Annotated in this window: 21 protein-coding genes; 17 read left to right on the plus strand and 4 right to left on the minus strand. The window is 59.0% G+C overall.

What is annotated here, in order from left to right; genetic code table 11:
* Positions 1-70 precede the first annotated feature (70 nt).
* Entirely contained in the window at positions 71-898 is an 828-nt protein-coding gene (locus QDT79_RS05430; RefSeq protein WP_038874174.1) for a dienelactone hydrolase family protein, read from the minus strand.
* Positions 899-1,386: 488 nt separating this feature from the next.
* Between QDT79_RS05430 and udp the strand changes: the two genes are divergently transcribed.
* The 13 genes from udp (at position 1,387) to hemB (ending at position 13,200) form a co-directional block, all read left to right on the plus strand.
* The gene (gene udp / locus QDT79_RS05435; protein ID WP_004934432.1) at positions 1,387-2,148 is read left to right on the plus strand and encodes a uridine phosphorylase; all 762 of its coding nucleotides are present in this window, start codon (positions 1,387-1,389) and stop codon (positions 2,146-2,148) included.
* 130 nt (positions 2,149-2,278) lie between these two features.
* Positions 2,279-3,061 carry a tyrosine-protein phosphatase gene (locus QDT79_RS05440; protein ID WP_308316269.1) on the plus strand — a complete coding sequence of 261 codons (783 nt, stop codon included), beginning with the start codon at positions 2,279-2,281 and terminating at the stop codon, positions 3,059-3,061.
* A 79-nt stretch (positions 3,062-3,140) separates the two neighbouring features.
* Complete coding sequence (locus tag QDT79_RS05445) at positions 3,141-3,671, plus strand: DedA family protein (RefSeq protein ID WP_019455291.1); 531 nt, start codon at positions 3,141-3,143, stop codon at positions 3,669-3,671.
* Positions 3,672-3,806: 135 nt separating this feature from the next.
* Positions 3,807-4,547 carry a phosphoribosyltransferase gene (locus QDT79_RS05450; RefSeq protein ID WP_126192493.1) on the plus strand — a complete coding sequence of 247 codons (741 nt, stop codon included), beginning with the start codon at positions 3,807-3,809 and terminating at the stop codon, positions 4,545-4,547.
* Positions 4,548-5,004: 457 nt separating this feature from the next.
* Positions 5,005-6,552, plus strand: a complete 1,548-nt coding sequence (gene rmuC, locus QDT79_RS05455) for a DNA recombination protein RmuC (RefSeq protein WP_126192494.1) — start codon at positions 5,005-5,007, stop codon at positions 6,550-6,552.
* 78 nt (positions 6,553-6,630) lie between these two features.
* On the plus strand, positions 6,631-7,386 hold the full coding sequence (gene ubiE / locus QDT79_RS05460) for a bifunctional demethylmenaquinone methyltransferase/2-methoxy-6-polyprenyl-1,4-benzoquinol methylase UbiE (protein ID WP_025304918.1): 756 nt from the start codon (positions 6,631-6,633) through the stop codon (positions 7,384-7,386).
* 13 nt (positions 7,387-7,399) lie between these two features.
* Complete coding sequence (ubiJ, locus tag QDT79_RS05465) at positions 7,400-8,008, plus strand: ubiquinone biosynthesis protein UbiJ (protein WP_060424142.1); 609 nt, start codon at positions 7,400-7,402, stop codon at positions 8,006-8,008.
* On the plus strand, positions 8,005-9,636 hold the full coding sequence (ubiB, locus tag QDT79_RS05470; RefSeq protein ID WP_038874180.1) for a ubiquinone biosynthesis regulatory protein kinase UbiB: 1,632 nt from the start codon (positions 8,005-8,007) through the stop codon (positions 9,634-9,636). The genes ubiJ and ubiB overlap by 4 nt, the downstream gene beginning before the upstream one ends.
* Positions 9,637-9,716: 80 nt before the next feature.
* A complete protein-coding gene (tatA, locus tag QDT79_RS05475; RefSeq protein ID WP_004934452.1) occupies positions 9,717-9,980 on the plus strand; it encodes a Sec-independent protein translocase subunit TatA in 264 nt (87 codons plus the stop codon).
* Between the two features lie 3 nt (positions 9,981-9,983).
* Positions 9,984-10,553 (plus strand): Sec-independent protein translocase protein TatB, encoded by a 570-nt coding sequence (tatB, locus tag QDT79_RS05480; protein ID WP_197653105.1) that lies wholly within the window; start codon positions 9,984-9,986, stop codon positions 10,551-10,553.
* A 3-nt stretch (positions 10,554-10,556) separates the two neighbouring features.
* Entirely contained in the window at positions 10,557-11,327 is a 771-nt protein-coding gene (tatC, locus tag QDT79_RS05485; protein ID WP_047729370.1) for a Sec-independent protein translocase subunit TatC, read from the plus strand.
* Positions 11,328-11,380: 53 nt separating this feature from the next.
* Positions 11,381-12,163 carry a 3'-5' ssDNA/RNA exonuclease TatD gene (gene tatD / locus QDT79_RS05490; protein ID WP_308316270.1) on the plus strand — a complete coding sequence of 261 codons (783 nt, stop codon included), beginning with the start codon at positions 11,381-11,383 and terminating at the stop codon, positions 12,161-12,163.
* A gap of 14 nt (positions 12,164-12,177) precedes the next feature.
* Positions 12,178-13,200 carry a porphobilinogen synthase gene (gene hemB, locus QDT79_RS05495; protein WP_033636707.1) on the plus strand — a complete coding sequence of 341 codons (1,023 nt, stop codon included), beginning with the start codon at positions 12,178-12,180 and terminating at the stop codon, positions 13,198-13,200.
* A gap of 45 nt (positions 13,201-13,245) precedes the next feature.
* On the opposite strand, the gene rfaH is transcribed toward hemB, so the two are convergent.
* Positions 13,246-13,734: a transcription/translation regulatory transformer protein RfaH gene (gene rfaH / locus QDT79_RS05500; RefSeq protein WP_004934466.1), complete on the minus strand. Its 489-nt coding sequence runs from the start codon at positions 13,732-13,734 to the stop codon at positions 13,246-13,248.
* Between the two features lie 247 nt (positions 13,735-13,981).
* Here rfaH and pepE point away from each other — a divergent pair, with 247 nt between their 5' ends.
* From pepE to fre, 3 genes are all read left to right on the plus strand, one after another.
* Entirely contained in the window at positions 13,982-14,707 is a 726-nt protein-coding gene (gene pepE / locus QDT79_RS05505) for a dipeptidase PepE (RefSeq protein WP_047729368.1), read from the plus strand.
* Positions 14,708-14,769: 62 nt separating this feature from the next.
* Positions 14,770-16,290 (plus strand): 4-hydroxy-3-polyprenylbenzoate decarboxylase, encoded by a 1,521-nt coding sequence (ubiD, locus tag QDT79_RS05510; protein ID WP_048326642.1) that lies wholly within the window; start codon positions 14,770-14,772, stop codon positions 16,288-16,290.
* A 50-nt stretch (positions 16,291-16,340) separates the two neighbouring features.
* On the plus strand, positions 16,341-17,042 hold the full coding sequence (gene fre, locus QDT79_RS05515) for an NAD(P)H-flavin reductase (protein WP_107227480.1): 702 nt from the start codon (positions 16,341-16,343) through the stop codon (positions 17,040-17,042).
* A gap of 172 nt (positions 17,043-17,214) precedes the next feature.
* Here the strand turns inward: fre and fadA are convergent, their stop codons facing one another.
* Both fadA and fadB read right to left on the minus strand, forming a co-directional pair.
* On the minus strand, positions 17,215-18,378 hold the full coding sequence (gene fadA, locus QDT79_RS05520; RefSeq protein ID WP_025304928.1) for an acetyl-CoA C-acyltransferase FadA: 1,164 nt from the start codon (positions 18,376-18,378) through the stop codon (positions 17,215-17,217).
* A 10-nt stretch (positions 18,379-18,388) separates the two neighbouring features.
* Positions 18,389-20,578: a fatty acid oxidation complex subunit alpha FadB gene (fadB, locus tag QDT79_RS05525; RefSeq protein WP_308316271.1), complete on the minus strand. Its 2,190-nt coding sequence runs from the start codon at positions 20,576-20,578 to the stop codon at positions 18,389-18,391.
* 233 nt (positions 20,579-20,811) lie between these two features.
* Here fadB and QDT79_RS05530 point away from each other — a divergent pair, with 233 nt between their 5' ends.
* A complete protein-coding gene (locus tag QDT79_RS05530) occupies positions 20,812-22,008 on the plus strand; it encodes an MFS transporter (RefSeq protein ID WP_308316272.1) in 1,197 nt (398 codons plus the stop codon).
* The last annotated feature ends 112 nt before the right edge of the window (positions 22,009-22,120 follow it).

Consider the following 22,120-nt stretch of genomic DNA (forward strand, 5'->3'; position numbering starts at 1 on the left):
TGAACCGCCGCTTATAGATTTACTGGTGTGATGATTGGGCGCTTCGGCGCCCTTTTTTATGTGAAGGAAATTATTTGACGCCGTGCTGGGCGAACCACGCCAGCATGCGCTGCCAGCCGTCTTGCGCCGCTTCGGCGTTGTAGCTGGGGCGATAGTCGGCGTTGAACGCATGCCCGACCTCGGGGTACACCACGATTTCGGCCTCGGCGTTGGCGGCGCGGATCGCCTGACGCATGGTTTCCACCGTCTCCAGCGGGATGCCGCTATCCTGCCCGCCATACAGCCCCAGCACCGGCGCCGACAGGTGGGTGGCGACGTCGACCGGTTGCTTCGGTGAATTCAGCGTTTTCTCGCCAACCAGTTTGCCGTACCAGGCGACCGCCGCCTTCAACTGCGGGTTGTGCGCCGCGTACAGCCAGGTGATGCGGCCACCCCAGCAGAAACCGGTGATCGCCAGCTTGCCGGCGTCGCCGCCGTGGCGGATAGCCCAGTGCGCGGCGTGATCCAGATCCGACAGCACCTGACGATCCGGCACCTTGGTGACCAGCTGCTGGAACAGCTCGCCGATATCGGTGTAGTCGTTGGCGTCGCCCTGGCGGAAATAGAGCTCGGGCGCGATCGCCAGATAGCCCTGCTTGGCCAGGCGGCGGCACAGATCCTGAATATGTTCATGGACGCCGAAGATTTCCTGCACCACGAGGACGATGGGGAAGGGGCCGCTCTGGTCGGCGGGTTTGGCGACGTAGGCCGGCAGGGCGTCGCCCTGAGAAGGGATGGTCGTTTGCCCGGCGTGAATGCCCTGTTCGTCGGTGATAATCGCGGAGGCGGCCAACGGCGCGGCGGCCGGGGCGAATCCCCCCTGAGCCTGTTCTAATGTCATCACATGTTCGGTTTTCATTGCGGTCTCCGTGCAATAGAAAAAAGCGCTGAGATTAACTATAGGAAAGATTACCCATTATTGGCGCTGCGTGGCGCACTTTCGGACAAGTCGATAAAAAACGGCTAATTATCTGGCTTTGCGGCATTTTTAAACGCTTTTTATCATGTTATTACGCGTTTTGGCCTGCGTAAGTGCCATAAGGTGCGTTAAAGGGCTTTTTTGTCCCTAAGCAGCCGATAAGATGAGGGTATTTTGAATTGATCAGCTAAATAGTTTCAGCCGGCAATCAACGGGCAGAGGGCGGCAAGATTTGTCGGCTAGACTGAGGTAGAGCGGTGCCTTCAGGGAGCGTCACAGTGCTTTTTTTGTGATAAAAATCACAAAAAATATGTAGCATGTAATTTGTTTCTCTTTTCATAGTGACTGTCGTCACGAAATGAAGCGGCGATTTTCAGTAGAGTGCTTTTTTGTTCCTCCCAATAAACATGATCCATGAGGAGTCTCGTATGTCTCAGTCTGACGTTTTTCATCTCGGCCTCACCAAGAACGATTTACAAGGGGCCCAGCTTGCCATCGTGCCGGGCGATCCGCAGCGCGTAGAGAAGATTGCCAAGCTGATGGAAAATCCGGTGCATCTGGCCTCCCATCGTGAATTCACTACCTGGCGCGCGGAGCTGGACGGCAAGGCGGTGATCGTCTGCTCTACCGGTATCGGCGGCCCCTCTACTTCTATCGCGGTGGAAGAGTTGGCGCAGCTGGGCATTCGCACCTTCCTGCGCATCGGCACCACCGGCGCCATTCAGGCGAACATCAACGTCGGCGACGTGCTGGTCACCACGGCGGCGGTACGCCTCGACGGCGCCAGCCTGCACTTTGCGCCGATGGAGTTCCCGGCGGTCGCGGACTTCGCCTGCACCACCGCGCTGGTGGAAGCGGCCAAGGCCAGCGGCGCCACCACGCACATTGGCGTGACCGCCTCTTCCGATACCTTCTATCCGGGCCAGGAACGTTACGATACCTACTCCGGCCGCGTAGTCAGCCGTTTCAAAGGCTCGATGGAAGAATGGCAAGCGATGGGCGTGATGAACTATGAAATGGAATCCGCAACGCTGCTGACCATGTGCGCCAGCCAGGGCCTGCGTGCTGGCATGGTGGCCGGGGTGATCGTGAACCGCACCCAGCAAGAGATCCCGAACGCCGAGACCATGAAAAACACCGAAAGCAAAGCGGTGCAGATCGTGGTGGACGCTGCCCGCCGTCTGCTGTAATCGCCATTCCCTCAATGGGCCGCCGACGCGGCCCGTTTTTCCATTCGCGGCGAATCTGTTACGGTGATACTCCTCAGCGCTGCGCCGATGGCTGCCGCGCGTTGTCATAACAAAAACAACGAGGACGTTTATGACCGCCCAGATCCTGCTTCATCCTTCGCTCGCGCCGCTCGACGGCGGCATCAATTTTCGCGACTTCGGCGGCAACGGCGTGGCCGACGGGCGCCGCATCAAGCGCGGCCTGCTGTTCCGCTCCGGTTCCCTCGAGCGGCTGACGGAAAACGACTGCACCTTTCTCGCCGGCGTGCCGGTGCGCTCGGTGCTGGACTACCGCGATGCCGACGAGGTGCAGGCCAAGCCGGATATTCTGTGGAATGGCGCCGACTATCACCACGTGCCGGCCAACCCGCTGAGCAGCGAAGTCAACGCCAACCTGGAGAAGCTCACCAACGAAACGTTGGCCGCTTTCGACGCCCGCGCGTTCATGCTGGAGCTGTATCGCCGCCTGCCGTTCGGCAATGCGGCCTATCAGCGGTTGGCACAGCTGTTGAGTAATCCTGGCAGTGGCGCCATCGTGCAACACTGCGCGGTCGGCAAGGATCGCACCGGGGTCGGTTCGGCGCTGGTGCTGTTCGCGCTGGGCGCCGACGAAGCGACGGTGCTGGAAGACTATCTGCTGACCGAAACCACGCTGGCCACTTTCCGCGAGCAGATGCTGGATCAGTTGTCTATCAAGCTGAATGCGGCGGCGCTGGAGCAATTCGCCTACGTGCTCAGCGCGCGCGAGGAGTTCCTGATGACGGCGTTGGGCTGCATCCGTCAGCAATACGGTTCCACCGACCGTTGGCTGGAAGCGGAATACGGCCTGGGCGCGGCCCAGCGCGAAGCGCTGCAGGCGTTCTACCTCGAGTAAATCGCCGCGCGTTTAGCCGGGGTTTAACTCGCCCCGGCCTATCCTAGGCGGCGAATTATCGCGTATCAGGAGCCCCGCATTGAGCCTCAATGACGTTATCAACTGGGTCAGCGACGTCGTGCGTCAGCACGAAGGCTGGGCCATTCCCATCATCTTCTTCCTGGCGTTCGGCGAGTCGCTGGCGTTTTTGTCTCTGCTGCTGCCGGCCACGGTGATCCTGCTGGCGCTGGGCGCGCTGATCGGCGAAAGCGGCATCGCCTTTTGGCCGATTTGGGCCGCTGCCGCCGTCGGGGCGTTTTTCGGCGACTGGCTCTCTTACTGGATCGGCTATCACTATCAGGACCGCGTGGCGCATATGTGGCCGCTGTCGCGCAATCCACAACTGCTGGCGCGCGGCCACGCGTTCTTTGAACGCTGGGGCGTGCTAGGCATCTTCATCGGCCGCTTCTTCGGCCCGCTGCGCGCCGTGGTGCCGCTGGTGGGCGGCATTTGCGGGATGCCGCAGCGTTATTTCCAGTTGGCCAACGTCACGTCGGCGATGATCTGGGCGTTCGGCATTCTGGCGCCGGGGGCATTCGGCATCAAGTGGCTCAGCCAGTGGCTGGGCTGATTTCTCGCTAAATTGCATAATGTAATGCAGTTTAGAAGTTTGATTGATAGCTCACATAACGGTTCTCATGTTTTTATAAAACAAGAGTTCTCTGATAGAATTTAATATTAAAATATTTATGTATATGGTGGGAGCTTGGGTGTCGATGTCAGTCACAATAGAATTGTGACATTTAATGCTGAGCACGATCATAGAGTCGTAACTAGTATCGATAAGAATCCAAAAATCAAGCGGATAGGGAAAAATCCAAAGGTTACTGTTTTTAGTATTTATCGCCGAACAAAAACCGGTGATTACGAACGCGATGGAAACCCGCTCATCTATGCCCTTAAGGGGTTACATCGATATACTATTACAAATGCGGATTTATACCGTTTTAGGCCGTCCTTTTATGCAATTCTCACTAATACAGTAGCGAAAGTAACGCAGGGACCAAGGGTGGTTCTCGTGATGCCTTCATCTTCTCCGCTGGTATTTCAATTCGCACGGAAAGTAGCCAGAGGTCTTGGATGTGAGTTGATCAAAAATGCGTTTTCAAAACGTACGGCTGGCGAGATGTTGTCAGATTTTGAGCTTGCTAAACCAATGATAAAGCAATCTCATAAATCAGATGTTCATAAGGTTATTGCTGAGTTAACTAAAGCGCCAGTTAATAGTATCTTTTCCATGAAACATGTCCCTAATCGTGTTAGGGAATATTTTTGTCCCCTCAAGATGAATCCACAGTTCGATGTTACTGTTTTGCAAGAAATTGAGGTTATACTTGTTGATGATTTACTTTCGACCGGTACAACTCTAGTTAGTGCGGCCAATGAGCTTAGTCGGTTCAACGTGAGTTGTACTCAGTCAGTATGTTTGCTAAGCGATCTTAGCTAACTTGCAATCTGTTAGTGGATACCTTATAGTCTCCCCAGAACAAACGAAGAGTCCTTGCTTGTTCCTTTGTTCTGGAGCCAACATACGCCCTTGGCTCTTTAAATATGAAGCATTTCGAGAGAGATGTGGGTTCGTGCGAGCACCTTGGTGATGGTCCAGTCTGTAAGAGCAAAAAAATCACCCGGCGAGTGGCAGCGACACTTCCCAACAAGCTAAGTTGTAAAAATATGCACGTTTAATTAGAAAAATTTTTGTCTAAAGCATCATTATCAAAAGCCGCTCATGCGGCTTTTGTCTTTTCAAAAACAAATCCACTCTAATCTCCATCTGCCTCATCTACTTAGTTAATTTAATTGCGGGAAACAAAATCAGGCTGGACATCCATACAGGCTCCCCTTAACGTGACGGGCAATGGGCGTGCGAAACGCCGGAACGGCAAGGTGCAACAGGAGGCAGGGTGGATACCAGTCTGATTTATGGGATTGGCGGCGTAACGATCGGCATGCTGTTGGGGTGGTTGATCGCCAGTCTGCGGGTGCAACAGACGAATGCGCAGCATGAAACCGAACTGCGGTTGCTGGAGCAAGCGTTGCAGCAGGCGCAGCAGGAAACGGCGGCGCGGCAGGAGGTTCTGCAGCGCCACGAGCAGCAACTGCGGCAGAGCGAGCTGGAGCTGCGTAACCTGCACAGCCAGCTGGCGGCCGGGCATGAAAAGCTTCAACAGCTCAACCATTGGCGCAACGAATGCGAATTGCTCAACCAGGAGCTGCGCGCCCAGCGCGAGGTTAACAGCGCGCAGGAGGCTGAGCTGCGCGAAGTCACCATCCGTCTGGAAGAGACGCGCATGGCGGCGGAGGAGAAGCAGCGCCTGCTTATCAACAGCGAACAACGCCTCACCACCCAGTTTGAAAACCTCGCCAACCGCATTTTTGAACACAGCGGCCGCAAGGTGGACGAGCAAAATAAGCAAAGCTTGGATCGGTTGCTGCTGCCGCTGCGTGAACAGCTGGACGGTTTCCGCCGTCAGGTGCAGGACAGCTTTGGTCAGGAGGCGCGGGAACGTCACACGCTGACGCACGAAATACGTAATCTGCAGCAGTTGAACGCACAGATGGCGCGCGAGGCCATTAACCTCACCAAGGCGCTTAAAGGCGACAACAAAACGCAGGGCAACTGGGGCGAAGTGGTGCTGAGCCGGGTGCTGGAGGCCTCCGGCCTGCGCGAAGGGCACGAGTATGAAACGCAGGTCAACGTGCGGGTGGATCACCAGAGCCGCATGCAGCCCGATGTGATCGTGCGCCTGCCGCAGGGCAAGGACGTGGTGATCGACGCCAAGATGTCGCTGATCGCCTACGAGCGCTATTTCAACGGTGAAGACGAGGTGGAGCGCGAAGCGGCGCTGAGCGAACACATCGCCTCGCTGCGTGGCCACATTCGCATGCTGGGCCGCAAGGACTATCAGCAGCTGCCGGGGCTGCGCTCGCTGGATTATGTGCTGATGTTCATTCCGGTCGAGCCTGCCTTCCTGCTGGCTATCGATCGCGAGCCGGAGCTGATCAGCGAAGCGCTCAAGCACAACATCATGCTGGTCAGCCCGACCACGTTGCTGGTGGCGCTGCGCACTATCACCAACCTGTGGCGCTATGAGCATCAAAGCCAGAACGCCCAGCGCATCGCCGATCGCGCGGCGAAACTGTATGACAAGATGCGGCTGTTCGTGGACGATATGTCCGCGCTGGGGCAGAGCCTGGACAAAGCGCAGGGCAGTTATCGTCAGGCGATGAACAAACTGAGCGAAGGCCGTGGTAACCTTATCGGCCAAATTGAAGGTTTCCGCGCGTTGGGGGTTGAGGTCAAACGGCCGATCAACCCGCTGCTGGCGCAGCAAGCCGGCGCGCAACACGATGAAGCGGAAGAGGCGAACGACGATGATGTCGCCGCGCTGCCGCAGACGAAAGACGATGACGATACCGCCGGGGAACCGGGCTTCGTTTCGCACGGCTGAGGCCGTGGCGAGGTGGGGTATTCCCCAGGCTTCTGGTACACTCATCCACACAAAATTGACTGAATAGCAGGCAGGACAATGGCAGATCAACCGCAGGAAACCACCGATTTCGGTTTTCGCACCGTCGCTAGAGACGAAAAACAGGCCATGGTGGCGGACGTTTTTCATTCGGTAGCGGCAAAGTATGACGTGATGAACGACCTGATGTCGTTCGGCATCCACCGTATCTGGAAGCGTTTCACCATTGACTGCAGCGGCGTGCGCCGTGGGCAGCGCGTGCTGGATCTGGCCGGCGGTACCGGCGATCTGGCGGCCAAGTTCTCCCGCATGGTCGGCGAGCAGGGGCAGGTGGTGCTGGCGGACATCAACGATTCGATGCTGAAGATGGGACGCGAGAAGCTGCGCGATCGCGGCATCGTCGGCAACATCAATTACGTGCAGGCCAACGCCGAAGCGCTGCCGTTCCCGGACAATTACTTCGATTGCATCACCATCTCCTTTGGCCTGCGCAACGTCACCGACAAAGACAAAGCGCTGCGCTCGATGTTCCGCGTACTGAAGCCGGGCGGCCGCCTGCTGGTGCTGGAATTCTCCAAGCCGCTGCTGGCGCCGCTGAGCAAAGCTTACGATGCCTACTCGTTCCACGTATTGCCGAAGATCGGCGAGCTGGTGGTGAAGGATCCGGACAGCTACCGCTACCTGGCGGAATCGATCCGCATGCACCCCGATCAGGAAACTCTGAAGGGCATGATGGGCAACGCCGGTTTTGAAAACGTCACCTATTTCAACCTGACCGGTGGGATTGTCGCCCTGCATCGCGGCTTCAAGTTCTGAGAGGGAGATGCCGATGCTGTTTACCCCTCTGCTGACCGGTGCGCTGGAAACCTCGCTGAATAATCTGCTGTTTCGCGATCGCAGCATGAAAGCCGCTCGCCAACGCCTGGCGGGCAAGGTGCTGCGTATCGAACTGGAAGAGCTGGCTTCACCGCTGGTGCTGGTGTTCAGCGAACTGCGCGTGGACGTGCTGGGGCAGTCTGAGGACAGCGCCGATTGCACCGTGCGCAGCCGCATTCCCGCCTTACTGAAGCTGCGCGATCGCCAGCAGTTGCCGGTGCTGATGCGCAGCGGCGAATTGACGGTGGAAGGCGATATTCAGGTGGTGCAACAGCTGGTTGGCCTGCTCGATCTGGCGGAGTGGGATCCGGCGGAGTGGCTGGCGCCCTATATCGGCGATATCGCCGCCCAGGGCATTACGCAGGCGCTGGGAAAAGGCGCCTCGCTGCTGAAAACCGGCTTTATGCGCCGGCAGCAGGACATGGCGGAGGCATTGACGGAAGAGTGGCGTCTGGCACCGGGGCCGCTGGAAGTGGTGTGGTTCAACGAGGAAGTTGATGCACTCGCCCGCAGCGCGGAAGCGCTGTCTGCCCGCATGGACAAGTTGGAGGGCAAGCGATGACCCCAGGCGAACTGCGCCGTTTGTATTTTATCGTCCGCGTTTTTCTCAGCTATGGGCTGGACGAACTGATCCCTAAAATGCGTTTGACGCTGCCGCTGCGCTTCGGCCGCCGGCTGCTGTTCTGGATGCCGAATCGGCACAAGGACAAGCCGCTGGGTGAACGCCTGCGGCTGGCGCTGCAGGAACTGGGGCCGGTCTGGATCAAGTTCGGCCAGATGATGTCGACCCGCCGCGATCTGTTTCCGCCGCAGATTGCCGATCAGCTGACTTTGTTGCAGGACCGGGTCGCGCCTTTCGACGGCGCGCTGGCGCGTAAACATATTGAACTGGCGATGGGCGGCCCGCTGGAAACCTGGTTCGACGATTTCGATCAGCAGCCGTTGGCCTCTGCTTCGATCGCGCAGGTGCATACCGCGCGGCTCAAAACCACCGGCCAGGAAGTGGTGCTGAAGGTGATCCGGCCGGATATCGGGCCGATCATCAAGGCCGACGTGCGCCTGATGTACCGTTTGGCCGGCTGGGTGCCGAAGCTGTTGCCGGACGGCCGCCGTCTGCGCCCGCGCGAAGTGGTGCGTGAGTACGAGAAAACCTTGCTGGACGAATTGAACCTGCTGCGCGAAGCGGCCAACGCCATTCAGCTGCGCCGCAATTTCGACGGCAGCCCGATGCTGTACGTACCGGAAGTTTATTCTGACTACTGCCGTGAAAGCGTATTGGTGATGGAGCGCATCTACGGCATTCCGGTCTCGGATATCGCCACGCTGGAGCAGCAGGGCACCAACATGAAGCTGTTGGCGGAACGCGGCGTTCAGGTGTTCTTTACCCAGGTATTCCGCGACAGCTTCTTCCATGCGGACATGCATCCCGGTAATATTTTCGTCAGCTACGAACATCCGGAAGATCCTTGCTATATCGGCATCGACTGCGGCATCGTCGGCTCGCTGAACAAGGATGATAAACGCTACCTGGCGGAAAATTTCATCGCCTTCTTCAACCGTGATTACCGCAAGGTGGCGGAACTGCACGTCGACTCCGGTTGGGTGCCGCGCGACACTAATGTGGAAGACTTTGAATTCGCCATCCGCACCGTGTGCGAGCCGATTTTCGAGAAACCGCTGGCGGAGATTTCCTTCGGCAACGTGCTGCTGAACCTGTTCAACACCGCACGCCGCTTCAATATGGAAGTGCAGCCGCAGCTGGTGTTATTGCAGAAGACCTTGCTGTATGTTGAAGGACTGGGGCGCCAGCTCTACCCGCAGCTGGATCTGTGGACCACGGCCAAGCCGTTCCTCGAGAGCTGGCTGCGCGATCAGGTCGGCATCCCTGCCGTGGTGCGCGCGCTCAAAGAAAAAGCGCCGTTCTGGGCGGAGAAGCTGCCGGAACTGCCCGAGCTGTTTTACGACAGCCTGCAGCAGCATAAACTGTTGCAACAAAGCGTTGATAAGCTGACCAACCAAATGCAGGCTCAGCGGGTTCGTCAGGGGCAGTCACGTTATTTGTTCGGCGTTGGCGCTACACTCTTGGTAAGCGGCACGCTGTTGCTGCTGGGGCAAATCGAGGTGTTTCCTGCCTGGATGATGGCCGCCGGCATCGTATGCTGGGTGATTGGCTGGAAGCGAACCACCTGATTTAATTCGTCACTCTGGTAAAGTCGGCCCTATAATGCGGGCTGGCTTTGAAAGACCCTTTAAAATTAGAGGTAATTAAAATGGGCGGTATTAGTATTACGCAATTGTTGATCATCGCAGTGATCGTGGTGCTGCTGTTCGGTACCAAAAAACTGCGCACGCTGGGCTCCGATCTCGGCGCCTCGATCAAGGGCTTCAAGAAGGCGATCGGCGACGACACGCCGTCGACCCCCAACACGGCTGAGAAAAGCAGCCTGGATGACGCTGACTTCTCGGCCAAGCCTATTACCGATAAGCAGCCGGAAGTGAAACCGGAAGAGTCGAAGAACAAAGAGCAGGTATAAACCGTGTTTGACATTGGGTTTAGTGAGCTGCTGCTGGTGCTGGTGATCGGCCTGGTTGTTCTGGGGCCGGAACGGTTGCCGGTCGCGGTCAGAACGGTGTCGGGCTGGATCCGCGCGCTGCGCTCGCTGGCGGCCTCGGTGCAGCACGAACTGTCTCAGGAACTGAAGCTGCAGGAGCTGCAGGACAGCCTGAAAAAAGCGGAACAGGCCGGTTTGCAGAACCTGACGCCGGAGCTGAAGGCGTCAATGGATGAGCTGAAAGACGCGGCGGAATCATTGAAACGCACCTACCGGGGCGAGAAAGAAGAGCTGGCGAACACCATTCATAACCCGCAGGTCACCGATCCGGAAGCCTTGCACGACGGCGTGACGCCGGCGGAAGCGGCAACCAGCGCCAGCGCGCCCGCCGCCGTGCCAAAACCGGCAGCGGAGCCTGAGGCCGTCGCGCCTGTGTCACCGGCCGCGCCAGTGCCAGCGCAGCAGGCTAAAGCGCCGGTGGAAACCGCGCCGGCACCTGTCGACCCTGTTGCGGATAAAACCCCAGCGTCTCACCAACCTAGTGGCGATCGTTAATACATGGCTGTTGAAGATACCCAACCCCTTATCAGTCATCTGATAGAGCTGCGCAAGCGGCTGTTGAACTCGATTATTTGCGTGCTGGCGGTGTTCGTGGTGCTGGTGTTTTTCGCCAACGACATCTACCAGCTGGTCTCTGCGCCGCTGCTCAAGCAGCTGCCGGCCGGGGCGAGCATGATCGCTACCGACGTGGCGTCACCGTTCTTTACGCCGATCAAGCTGACCATGATCGTCTCGGTGTTCGTCTCAGCGCCGATGATTCTGTATCAGGTGTGGGCATTCATCGCACCGGCGCTGTACAAGCATGAACGCCGCCTGATGATGCCGCTGCTGGTGTCCAGCAGCCTGCTGTTCTACCTCGGCATGGCTTTCGCCTACTTCATCGTGTTCCCGCTGGCCTTCGGCTTCTTTGCCAAGACCGCGCCGATGGGGGTGACCATTGCGACCGACATTAAAAACTACCTCGATTTCGTCATGGCGCTGTTTATGGCGTTTGGCGTCGCCTTCGAAGTGCCGGTCGCCATTATTCTGCTGTGCTGGAGCGGCGTCACCTCGCCGGAAGATCTGAAGAAGAAACGGCCGTATGTGTTGGTCGGCGCGTTTGTGGTCGGCATGCTGTTGACGCCGCCGGACGTGTTCTCGCAAACCCTGTTGGCAATACCGATGTATCTGCTGTTTGAAGTGGGGGTGTTCTTCGCTCGCTTCTATACCGGAAAACGTCGTCCACAAGCGGAAGAAGAAGACGAGGGTGACGAACCTCCAACACCTTGATCCACATTGATTGCGAAGCCGCCCATTGGGCGGCTTTTGCTTTGGAAAAAACCATGTTTGATATCGGCGTTAATCTCACCAGCAGCCAATTCGCCAAAGACCGCCAGGCGGTGGTGGAACGCGCCCGCGCCGCGGGCGTGACAGGGATGTTGATTACCGGCACCGATCTGGCGGAGAGCCGCGAGGCCGCCGAACTGGCGCAGCAACATGCGGGCTACTGTTGGTCAACCGCCGGCGTGCATCCGCACTACGCCAGCGGTTGGGATGAACACACCGCCGAGCTGATTTATGCGTTGGCCGCGCGCCCTGAAGTGGCGGCGATCGGCGAATGCGGCCTGGATTTCAACCGCAATTTCTCGACACCCGCGCAGCAGGAAGCGGCGTTCACCGCGCAGCTGGCGCTGGCGGCGGAATTGGCGCTGCCGGTATTTCTTCATTGCCGCGACGCACACGCACGTTTTGCCGAGCTACTGACGCCGTGGTTGGATAAACTGCCCGCGGCCGTGGTGCACTGCTTCACCGGCACCGCCGAAGAATTAACAAGCTGCCTGGCGCTGGGCCTATCGATCGGGATTACCGGTTGGGTCTGCGACGAGCGGCGCGGCCTGGAATTGCGCGCCCTGTTGCCGCAGATCCCGGCCGAGCGTCTGCTGCTGGAAACGGACGCCCCTTATCTGTTGCCCCGGGATTTACAACCTAAACCCGCATCTCGCCGCAACGAACCCTGTTTCCTGCCCCATATCGTGCATCAGGTCGCCGTCTGGCGACAGGAAGAGCCGCAATGGTTGGGGCAAAAAACCGATGAGAACGCCCGCCGGCTATTCCGGCTGGTTTGAGCTAGGAGAAAACTATGAGCTATGCATTTCCGGGCACCTTCCCAGGTCGCCGTATGCGCCGCGTGCGCCGTCATGACTTCAGCCGCCGCCTGGTGGCCGAGAACCAACTGACGGTCAACGACCTGATTTATCCGGTGTTTGTCATGGAAGGTAGCAACCGCCAGGAAGAAGTGGCCTCGATGCCGGGCGTATCGCGCATGACGATCGATCTGCTGGTCAAGGAAGCGGAAACCATCGCCAAACTCGGCGTGCCGGTGATCTCCCTGTTCCCGGTGATCGAACCGGGTCTGAAATCGCTGCATGCGGAAGAAGCCTATAACCCGGAAGGGCTGGTGCAGCGCACGGTGCGTGCGCTGAAAGACGCGGTGCCTGAGCTGGGCATTCTGACCGACGTTGCGCTCGATCCTTACACCACCCACGGGCAGGACGGGGTCATCGATGAGCAGGGTTACGTGATTAACGACGTGACCAAAGACATTCTGGTGCGTCAGGCGCTGTCCCATGCCGAAGCGGGCGCGGAAATCGTGGCACCGAGCGACATGATGGACGGCCGCATCGGGGCGATCCGCGATCGTCTGGAATTGCAGGGCCTGGTGAATACCCAGATTATGGCCTACTCCGCCAAGTATGCTTCCTGCTACTACGGCCCGTTCCGCGATGCGCTGGGCTCCAGCGGCAACCTGAAGGGCGGCAACAAGAAGACTTATCAGATGGATCCGGCCAACAGCGACGAAGCGCTGCAGGAGATTGCACAGGATCTGCAGGAAGGTGCGGACATGGTGATGGTGAAACCGGGCATGCCGTACCTCGACGTTGTGCGCCGCGTGAAGGATACCTTCGGCGTGCCAACCTTCGCTTATCAGGTGTCCGGCGAGTACGCCATGCATATGGCGGCGATTCAGAACGGCTGGCTGCAGGAGCAACCTGCGGTGATGGAGTCGTTGATGTGCTTCAAACGCGCCGGTGCCGACGGTGTGCTGACCTACTTCGCCAAGCGTGTTGCCCAGTGGTTGCACGACGACGCGATGCGTCGTTAAGCGCAAAATGAGCCAACAAAAAGGCGCCTGAGGGCGCCTTTTGCATTACATCTTCTGGAACTGTCGGTTGTCGATGCTTTGACTGACCTGTTTGTTGATCAGGTTGAGCAACAGCATCGAGCGGGCCTCGCCGTCCGGCTCGGTGTAGATCGCCTGCAGCCCTTCGAACACGCCGTCGACGATCAGGACGGTATCCCCCGGCTGCGGGGTTTCCGGATCGACGTAGGTTTCGCTGGCGTGCGTGCGCAGCTCATCGATCACCTTGCTCGGGATGACGCTCGGCAGCGCGCCGAAACGCACGAAGTGGCTGACGCCGCGGGTGGCGCTGATGGTGGTGGTGTGAATGCGCTCCGGGTCGAACTCCACAAACAGATAGTTGGGAAACAGGGGTTCGCTGACCGCGATGCGCTTGCCACGCACGATCTTTTCCAGCGTGATGATCGGGCTGAGGCAGTTTACCTGCTGCCGTTCCAGATGTTCCTGCGCTCGCAACAGCTGACCGCGTTTGCAATAAAGTAGATACCAGGATTCCATAATTTCACATGCCTTTCTGCCAGCCGGTAAGCATATCAAAAGCTATTCCGGATACATAGTGATGCAAGTTTCAGCGTGTAACATCACCTATCTCTATGAATATGCGGCTATTAGCGAGGGGTCACACACTTATCGATGCGGCGCTGGTATAACAGAGGGCTAAAAATTTGTTACCGTCACAGTATGACAAGGCGTTATGCCACCGGCTGTGACGCTATTCATCGTTTTTGACCGAGGGGGAAAAGAAATGGAGCTGTTTCTGTTGAGCAACGGCAAGCTGTCTGGCGAAGCCGAGCTGCTGGGGTACGCCAAAAGCCAACTGCTGGCGATGATTGCGCGTCGCGGCATCAAATCCGCCGTCTTTATCCCTTATGCGCTGATCCGTTACGACTACGACCAGCGTGCGCAGGAGCTGGCGCAAACGCTGGGCATCGAAGTCACCAGCATCCACCACGCCGCTTCGCCGGCAGCGGCGATCGCGCAGGCGGAATGCATTTTGGTCAGCGGCGGCAATACCTGGTTGCTGAACCAAATGCTGCACGAGCAAGGCCTGATTGTGCCCATCCAGCGCGCGGTGCGCGAGCGTGAGGTGCCTTACGTCGGCTGGAGCGCCGGTTGCAACGTGGCCACGCCGAGCATTCGCACCACCAATGATATGCCGGTGCGCTGCAGCGTGGTGCTGCCGGCGCTGGGGCTGTTCCCGGTGCAGATCAACCCGCATTATATCGACGCGCATATCAGCGGCCACATGGGCGAAACCCGTGACGAGCGCCTGGCGGAGTTTTGCGCGATCAACCCGAGCGAATCGGTGGTGGCGCTGCGTGAAGGCAGCCTGCTGCACGTTGAAGGCAATGCGCTGCGTTACTTCAGCGCTAACGGGCAAGGCTTCAAGGTGTTCCGCCACGGCGAGGAGACGCGCGAATATCAGGATACGCGTGCGCTGGCCACGCTGGTGCCGTTCAACTGTGGCTGAGGGCCACCCGGCAGCGGGCGGCGTTAACAAAATTGCAGCAACAACCGTGAAGAGGGCTTATAATGCCCTCCCCACTGGCCGTTATAATGATCAGCATGAAATACCGTGACTTACGCGATTTCCTCTCGTTGCTGGAGAAGAGAGGTGAACTAAAACGCATCAGCCAGCCGATCGATCCTTACCTGGAAATGACGGAGATTGCCGATCGCACCCTGCGGGCAGGCGGCCCGGCATTGCTGTTTGAAAACCCGAAAGGGTACGACATGCCGGTGCTGTGCAACCTGTTCGGCACCGCCAATCGCGTGGCGATGGGCATGGGGCAGGAAGACATCAGCGCGCTGCGCGAAGTCGGCAAACTGCTGGCGTTCCTCAAAGAACCGGAGCCGCCGAAAGGCTTCCGCGATCTGTTCGACAAAATGCCGAAGTTCAAGCAGGTGCTGAACATGCCGACCAAGGTGCTGGGTTCCGCGCCTTGTCAGGAGCAGGTATGGCAGGGTGATGATGTCGATCTGGGCCGTATCCCGGTGATGCACTGCTGGCCGGAAGACGCTGCGCCGCTGATCACCTGGGGGCTGACGGTGACTCGCGGCCCGCATAAGGAGCGGCAAAATCTCGGTATCTATCGCCAGCAGGTGCTGGGCAAGAATAAAGTGATCATGCGCTGGCTGTCGCATCGCGGCGGCGCGCTGGATTATCAGGAATGGTGCCAGGCGCACCCCGGCGAGCGTTTCCCGGTCGCGGTTGCACTGGGCGCCGATCCCGCCACCATCCTCGGTGCGGTTACGCCGGTGCCGGATACCCTGTCTGAATACGCTTTTGCCGGGCTGTTGCGCGGCAATAAAACCGAAGTGGTCAAGTGCCTTTCCAACGATCTGGAAGTGCCAGCCAGCGCCGAAATCGTGCTGGAAGGCTATATCGAGCCGGGTGAAATGGCGCCGGAAGGCCCCTACGGCGACCACACCGGTTACTACAATGAAATCGACCAGTTCCCGGTGTTCACCGTCACCCACATCACCCAGCGCCGCAACGCGATCTACCACTCGACCTACACCGGCCGCCCGCCGGATGAGCCGGCGATCCTGGGCGTGGCGCTGAATGAAGTGTTCGTGCCGATCCTGCAAAAACAGTTCCCGGAAATCGTCGATTTCTATCTGCCGCCGGAAGGGTGCTCGTACCGCCTGGCGGTAGTGACCATGAAGAAACAGTACGCTGGCCACGCTAAACGCGTGATGATGGGCGTCTGGTCGTTCCTGCGGCAGTTTATGTACACCAAATTTGTTATCGTCTGCGATGACGACGTCAATGCGCGCGACTGGAACGACGTGATTTGGGCGATCACCACACGAATGGATCCGGCAAGGGATACCGTTCTGGTGGAGAATACGCCGATCGACTATCTGGACTTCGCCTCGCCGGTTTCCGGCCTGGGTTCGAAGATGGGGCTGGACGCCACCAATAAATGGCCGGGTGAAACCGATCGCGAATGGGGCCGTCCGATTCAGATGGATGAAAAGGTACGTGCGCGCGTCGACGAAATCTGGGATGAGCTCGCAATCTTCAGTGACAGGGAACCGACGCTGTAGCGTCAGGCCCTGTTCTCAGCTTTGCATTGATGACCCGACAGAGGGAACGCATGACAATATTGAGCTGTAAAGTGACCTCGGTAGAGGCCATTACCGATACGGTTTATCGGGTACGTCTGGTGCCTGAGCAGCCGTTTTCTTTCAAGGCAGGGCAATATCTGATGGTGGTGATGGACGAGCGCGACAAGCGCCCGTTCTCGCTGGCATCTACCCCGACGCAGCAAGATTACATCGAGCTGCACATCGGCGCTTCGGAGCTGAATCTGTACGCCATGGCGGTGATGGATCGCATCCTGAAAGAGCAGGCGATCACCGTCGATATGCCGCACGGCGACGCCTGGCTGCGGGAAGAGGGCAGCCGTCCGCTGGTGCTGATAGCCGGCGGCACCGGTTTCTCCTACGCGCGTTCAATCTTGTTGACCGCGTTGGAGCAGCAGCCCGATCGCGACATTTCTATCTACTGGGGCGGGCGCGAGCTGAAGCACCTGTACGATCTGAGCGAGCTGGAAGCGCTGTCGTTGCAGCACCCGAATCTGAAGGTGATCCCGGTGGTCGAGCAGCCGGAAGCCGAATGGCGCGGCCGCAGCGGCACCGTGCTCAGCGCGGTGCTGCAGGATTTCGGCACGCTGGCGGAGCACGACATCTATATCGCCGGGCGTTTCGAGATGGCGAAAATCGCCCGTGAGCGTTTCTGCGCCGAGCGCGGCGCGCTGGAAGCGCATATGTTCGGCGACGCGTTTTCGTTTATCTGACCGATGCGATGCGCAGTGAACGGGGTGGCCGAGTGTCGCCCCGTTTTTATTTGGGCGCCGGCAAACTTCAGGCATAAAAAACCCGCCCCTGACAGGCGGGAAGAACGGCAACTAAACTTGGCGGGATGCCGCGATTTGAAGTGGTGACGCGGTCATCCCAAGATAGACACAGCTAAACGCGTTCAAAGACGGTGGCGATACCCTGGCCCAGGCCGATGCACATGGTCGCCAGGCCGAACTGTGCGTCGCGACGTTCCATGTTGTTCAACAGGGTGGTCGAGATGCGGGAGCCTGAACACCCCAGCGGGTGGCCGAGCGCGATGGCACCGCCGTTCAGGTTGATCTTGTCGTCGATGCTGTCCATCAGCCCCAAATCCTTGATGCACGGCAGCGACTGGGCGGCGAACGCTTCGTTCAGCTCGAACAGATCGATGTCCTGCACGCTCAGACCGGCGCGTTTCAGCGCCAGCTTGCTGGCCGGCACCGGGCCGTAACCCATGATGGAAGGATCGCAGCCGACGACCGCCATCGAGCGGATGCGGGCGCGCGCCTTCAAACCGAGCGCTTTGGCGCGCGATTCGCTCATCAGCAGCATGGCGGAAGCGCCGTCCGACAGGGCGGAAGAACTGCCTGCGGTGACGGTGCCGTTGACCGGATCGAACGCCGGACGCAGGGCCGACAGGCTTTCGACGGTGGTTTCCGGGCGAATGACTTCATCGAAATCGTAACGGGTCAGCACGCCATCGGCGTCGTGGCCGTTGGTCGGAATGATCTCGTTTTTGAAGTAACCGGCCAGCGTCGCCGCATGCGCGCGCTGGTGGGAGCGGGCGGCAAACTCATCCTGCATCTGGCGGCTGATGTTGTGCATCTTGGCCAGCATTTCGGCGGTCAGCCCCATCATCCCGGCGGCTTTGGCCACGCTGCGGCTCAGCCCCGGATGGAAATCCACGCCGTGGTTCATCGGCACATGGCCCATGTGTTCCACGCCGCCGATCAGGCTGACGTGCGCGTCGCCAACCATGATGGCGCGCGCTGCGTCATGCAGCGCCTGCATCGACGACCCGCACAGGCGGTTGACGGTTACCGCCGGCACGCGGTGCGGGATCTCGGCCAGCAGCGCGGCGTTGCGGGCGATGTTGAAGCCTTGTTCCAGCGTCTGCTGCACGCAGCCCCAGTAAATGTCATCGATCTCGGCGGCGTCCAGCGCCGGGTTGCGGCTCAGCACTTCACGCATAAGGTGAGCGGAGAGATCTTCGGCGCGTACCTGACGGAAGGCGCCGCCCTTGGAGCGGCCCATCGGCGTGCGTACGGCATCAACAATAACTACGTTTTCCATCTTTATGACCTCATGCCGGTTGGCGGGTAGCGACGTCGGACAGCGGTGTCGCCACCGGGTAGTAGCTTTCATTGCGTTCGGCCTTGGCGCGCAGACCGGCCGGCACCTGGTACAGGGCGCCGAGGTGTGCGTAACGCTGGGCCAGCTCAACGTAGTTGGCGGTGCCGAGCGTATCCAGGTAGCGGAACGCGCCACCGTGGAACGGAGGGAAGCCGATGCCGTAGACCAACGCCATATCGGCTTCCGCCGGGCTGGCGACGATCTTCTCTTCCAGGCAGCGAACCACTTCGTTGATCATCGGGATCATCATGCGCGCGATGATCTCTTCGTCGCTGATGGTCTGGCGCGGTTGGCTCACTTCGGCCAGCAGCGCATCGGTCTGCTCGTCGTTGTCCTTGCGCGGTTTGCCTTTGCTGTCTTGGCTGTAGCGGTAAAAGCCCAATTGATTTTTTTGACCGAAGCGCTGGTTGTCGAACATCACGTCAATGGCGTCGCGATAGTCTTTGCTCATGCGATCCGGGAAGCCGGCGGCCATTACCGCCTGCGCGTGGTGCGCGGTGTCGATGCCCACGACGTCGAGCAGGTAGGCCGGGCCCATCGGCCAGCCGAACTGTTTTTCCATCACTTTATCGATCTGACGGAAGTCGGCGCCGTCGCGCAGCAGCAGGCTGAAACCGGCGAAATACGGGAACAGCACGCGGTTGACGAAGAAGCCCGGGCAGTCGTTCACCACGATCGGCGTTTTGCCCATGCGGCTGGCGTAGGCCACCACTTTGGCGATAGTGTCGTCACTGGTCAGCTCGCCGCGGATGATTTCAACCAGCGGCATGCGGTGTACCGGGTTAAAGAAGTGCATGCCGCAGAAGTTTTGCGGGCGCTTCAGCGATTTTGCCAGGTGATTAATCGGAATGGTCGAGGTGTTCGACGCCAGCACGGTGTCCTCACCGATCAGGTTTTCCACTTCCGACAGCACGGCGGCTTTGACCTTCGGATTCTCGACGACCGCTTCAACGATCACCTGCGCGCGCTCGATGCCGGCGTAGTCCAGCGTCGGCTGAATGGTCGAGAGCACCTGCGCCATTTTCAGGCCATCCAGCTTGCCGCGCTCCAGTTGCTTATTGAGCAGCTTGGCCGCTTCGTTCATGCCCAGCGTCAGCGACTTGTCGCTGATGTCTTTCATGATCACCGGCACGCCTTTCAGCGCCGATTGGTAAGCGATGCCGCCGCCCATGATGCCGGCGCCCAGCACTGCCGCCTGTTTCGGCGCATCCACATTCTTGGCCAGCTTTTTCGCCAGGCCCTTCACGAACTGATCGTTAAGGAAGATACCGACCAGCGCGCGCGCTTCGTTGGAACGCGCCAACGGCACAAAGCTGGCGGTTTCCAGTTTCAGCGCTTCATCGCGGCCCAGTTTGGCGGCGGCTTCAATGGTCTTCACTGCGGTCATCGGCGCCGGGTAATGTTTACCGGCGGTCTGCAGCACCATGCCTTTGGCGGTGGTGAAGCTCATCGCTGCTTCAATCGGGCTGAGTTTCAGCGGCTCCAGCTTAGGTTGACGCGCGGCGCGCCAGTCCAGCTTGCCGTCGATCGCCTGTTGCAGCATTTTCAGCGCTGCTTCGGCCAGTTTTTCTGGTGCCACCACCGCATCCACCAGGCCGACTTTCAACGCGTCTTTGGCGCTGACGTCTTTGCCGGCGGCGATGATTTCCAGCGCGCTGTCGTTACCCAGCAGGCGCGGCAGGCGGACGGAACCGCCGAAGCCCGGCATGATGCCCAATTTGGTTTCCGGCAGGCCGATGCGCGCGTCCGGTGAGGCGACGCGGAAATCGGTCGCCAGAATACATTCGCAACCGCCGCCGAGCGCATAGCCGTTAATGGCCGAAATGGTCGGCACCGGCAAATCTTCCAGTCGGTTAAAGACGTTGTTGGCGAACACCAGCCACTCGTGCAGCTTTTCAGCCGGTGCGGCGAACAGAGAAAGGAATTCGGTGATATCGGCGCCGACGATAAACGCGGCTTTGGAGGAGCGCAGCAACAGCCCCTTCAGCTCAGGCTGGTTTTCCAGCACGGTGAGCGCTTCGCCCAGGCTGGCGACGGTGCGGGTGTCCAGCTTGTTGACCGAGCCCGGTGAGTTAAACACCAGCTCGGCGATGCCGTTATCGAGCCAGTGCAGTTGTAATGTTTCGCCTTGGTAGAGCATGTCTATCTCCTGAATCAGCGTATGATCTGGTATGACCAGATGATGAGGAGTGTGGTTTTTATGTTAAAAATATGCAAATGAGAGATTGCATATTTGCAGGTCTGATCACATCTCACCAAGTTAGTGTTTTGATTTAAAAAGAAGTTATATTTTATGTGCTATCGGCATTTGCTGGAGTTTGTCAGCCCTCATACACTTGCCTGCAGCGATTTATCATTCAGACGAGGTGAGGCATGAATAAAGCGGCTTGTGTTAAACGCAGCGGCTTATGGAGCATTCCCGCCAGAACCATGACGCTGGCGTGTCTGTTGGTGTTTATGGCGCAAATGGCGACGACCGTGTATCTGCCTTCTCTGCCGACGGTGATGCACGAGCTGGCAATGAGCCGGCGCGCCACCGAGCTGTCCATTTCGATCTTCGTCATCGGCGCTGCCTTGCCGGTGCTGTTCTGGGGCGCGGCCGCCGATCGCTTTGGCCGCCGAGCGCCGCTGATGCTTTCCCTGCTTCTTTTTATTGGCTGCAGCGGGCTGTTGGCGCTGTGCAGCAACGGCACTCAGCTGTTGACGCTGCGTGCGCTGCAGGGCGTGGGCGCCGGTGGTGCGGCGATCATTGCGCGTATCATCGTGCGGGATAACTGGAGCGGCGACGAGCTGGCGCGGCGTTTGTCGGTGCTCTCCATCGCTTTTATCACCGCGCTGGGCGGCGGTCAGTTTGTCGGCGGCCTGCTCAGCCAATATTCGCACTGGCAGATGGGCTTCGTCTTGATGGGCGTCACCGGTTTGGCCATTCTGGCGCTGATGGCGACGCTGCCGCTGGAGGCGGGGCGCGCATGCGGGCCACGCCCGGCGATGGCGGCCACCTACTTCGCCATCCTGCGGCGGCCGGGATTTTTTTGGCCGACCTGCGCCGGTGGGCTGGGCTTCGCCACCACGGTGACGCTGCAGGAGGTGAGCCCGTTCGTCATGCAGCAGGGTTTTGGCCTCAACGTCACGGCGTTTGGCGCGCTGGGATTGGTGCTCGGCATTGCCTACTTTAGCGGCGCGTTGACGGTGAACCGCACGGTGGCGCGTGTCGGCGGGAAAAAACTGATGCAAACCGGCAGCGGTATCGTCGCTCTGGCGACGGCGGCGATCCTGCTGTTGTGGTGGAGCGATATCCTGGCTGGCCTTTCCGGTATGGCATTATTCATCGCGTTGTATTGTCTGACTATTTTTGGCCAGGCAGTGTTATTTCCCAACAGCATGGCGATGGCGGTCAGCGACGCCAAAGAGTACGGCGCCTATGCGATGGCGCTGTGCGGCTTTCTGCAGCAGAGTCTGGCGGGCGTCGCCGCGGCCGGCGCGGTATTGTTGGAGCATCATGGCCTATGGGCGCTGGCGATAGCGTTGCTCGGCCTGGCCGGCTGGCTAATGGTTAAACTGCGGATGTAACGGCATTTGCAGGGAATTGCGAGCTGCTCCGCATGCCCAACGCGATGAGGTTGGTGCGTCGGAGCGCTGTGTTAAGATGACTTCTTTCGTGCTAAGGCATAAGGGTACTGTG

Origin of the sequence: Serratia marcescens (assembly GCF_029846115.1) — a bacterium.
Taxonomy (GTDB): domain Bacteria; phylum Pseudomonadota; class Gammaproteobacteria; order Enterobacterales; family Enterobacteriaceae; genus Serratia; species Serratia marcescens_L.

Excerpts from the sequence above, each read along its gene's own strand:
- fadA (WP_025304928.1), bottom strand. The coding sequence starts at position 18,378 with ATGGAAAACGTAGTTATTGTTGATGCCGTACGCACGCCGATGGGCCGC.
- pepE (WP_047729368.1), top strand. The coding sequence starts at position 13,982 with ATGGAGCTGTTTCTGTTGAGCAACGGCAAGCTGTCTGGCGAAGCCGAG.
- ubiE (WP_025304918.1), top strand. The coding sequence starts at position 6,631 with ATGGCAGATCAACCGCAGGAAACCACCGATTTCGGTTTTCGCACCGTC.
- ubiB (WP_038874180.1), top strand. The coding sequence starts at position 8,005 with ATGACCCCAGGCGAACTGCGCCGTTTGTATTTTATCGTCCGCGTTTTT.
- ubiJ (WP_060424142.1), top strand. The coding sequence starts at position 7,400 with ATGCTGTTTACCCCTCTGCTGACCGGTGCGCTGGAAACCTCGCTGAAT.
- tatD (WP_308316270.1), top strand. The coding sequence starts at position 11,381 with ATGTTTGATATCGGCGTTAATCTCACCAGCAGCCAATTCGCCAAAGAC.
- fadB (WP_308316271.1), bottom strand. The coding sequence starts at position 20,578 with ATGCTCTACCAAGGCGAAACATTACAACTGCACTGGCTCGATAACGGC.
- udp (WP_004934432.1), top strand. The coding sequence starts at position 1,387 with ATGTCTCAGTCTGACGTTTTTCATCTCGGCCTCACCAAGAACGATTTA.
- rfaH (WP_004934466.1), bottom strand. The coding sequence starts at position 13,734 with ATGGAATCCTGGTATCTACTTTATTGCAAACGCGGTCAGCTGTTGCGA.
- tatC (WP_047729370.1), top strand. The coding sequence starts at position 10,557 with ATGGCTGTTGAAGATACCCAACCCCTTATCAGTCATCTGATAGAGCTG.
- hemB (WP_033636707.1), top strand. The coding sequence starts at position 12,178 with ATGAGCTATGCATTTCCGGGCACCTTCCCAGGTCGCCGTATGCGCCGC.
- QDT79_RS05430 (WP_038874174.1), bottom strand. The coding sequence starts at position 898 with ATGAAAACCGAACATGTGATGACATTAGAACAGGCTCAGGGGGGATTC.
- tatA (WP_004934452.1), top strand. The coding sequence starts at position 9,717 with ATGGGCGGTATTAGTATTACGCAATTGTTGATCATCGCAGTGATCGTG.
- QDT79_RS05530 (WP_308316272.1), top strand. The coding sequence starts at position 20,812 with ATGAATAAAGCGGCTTGTGTTAAACGCAGCGGCTTATGGAGCATTCCC.
- fre (WP_107227480.1), top strand. The coding sequence starts at position 16,341 with ATGACAATATTGAGCTGTAAAGTGACCTCGGTAGAGGCCATTACCGAT.
- ubiD (WP_048326642.1), top strand. The coding sequence starts at position 14,770 with ATGCCCTCCCCACTGGCCGTTATAATGATCAGCATGAAATACCGTGAC.
- QDT79_RS05440 (WP_308316269.1), top strand. The coding sequence starts at position 2,279 with ATGACCGCCCAGATCCTGCTTCATCCTTCGCTCGCGCCGCTCGACGGC.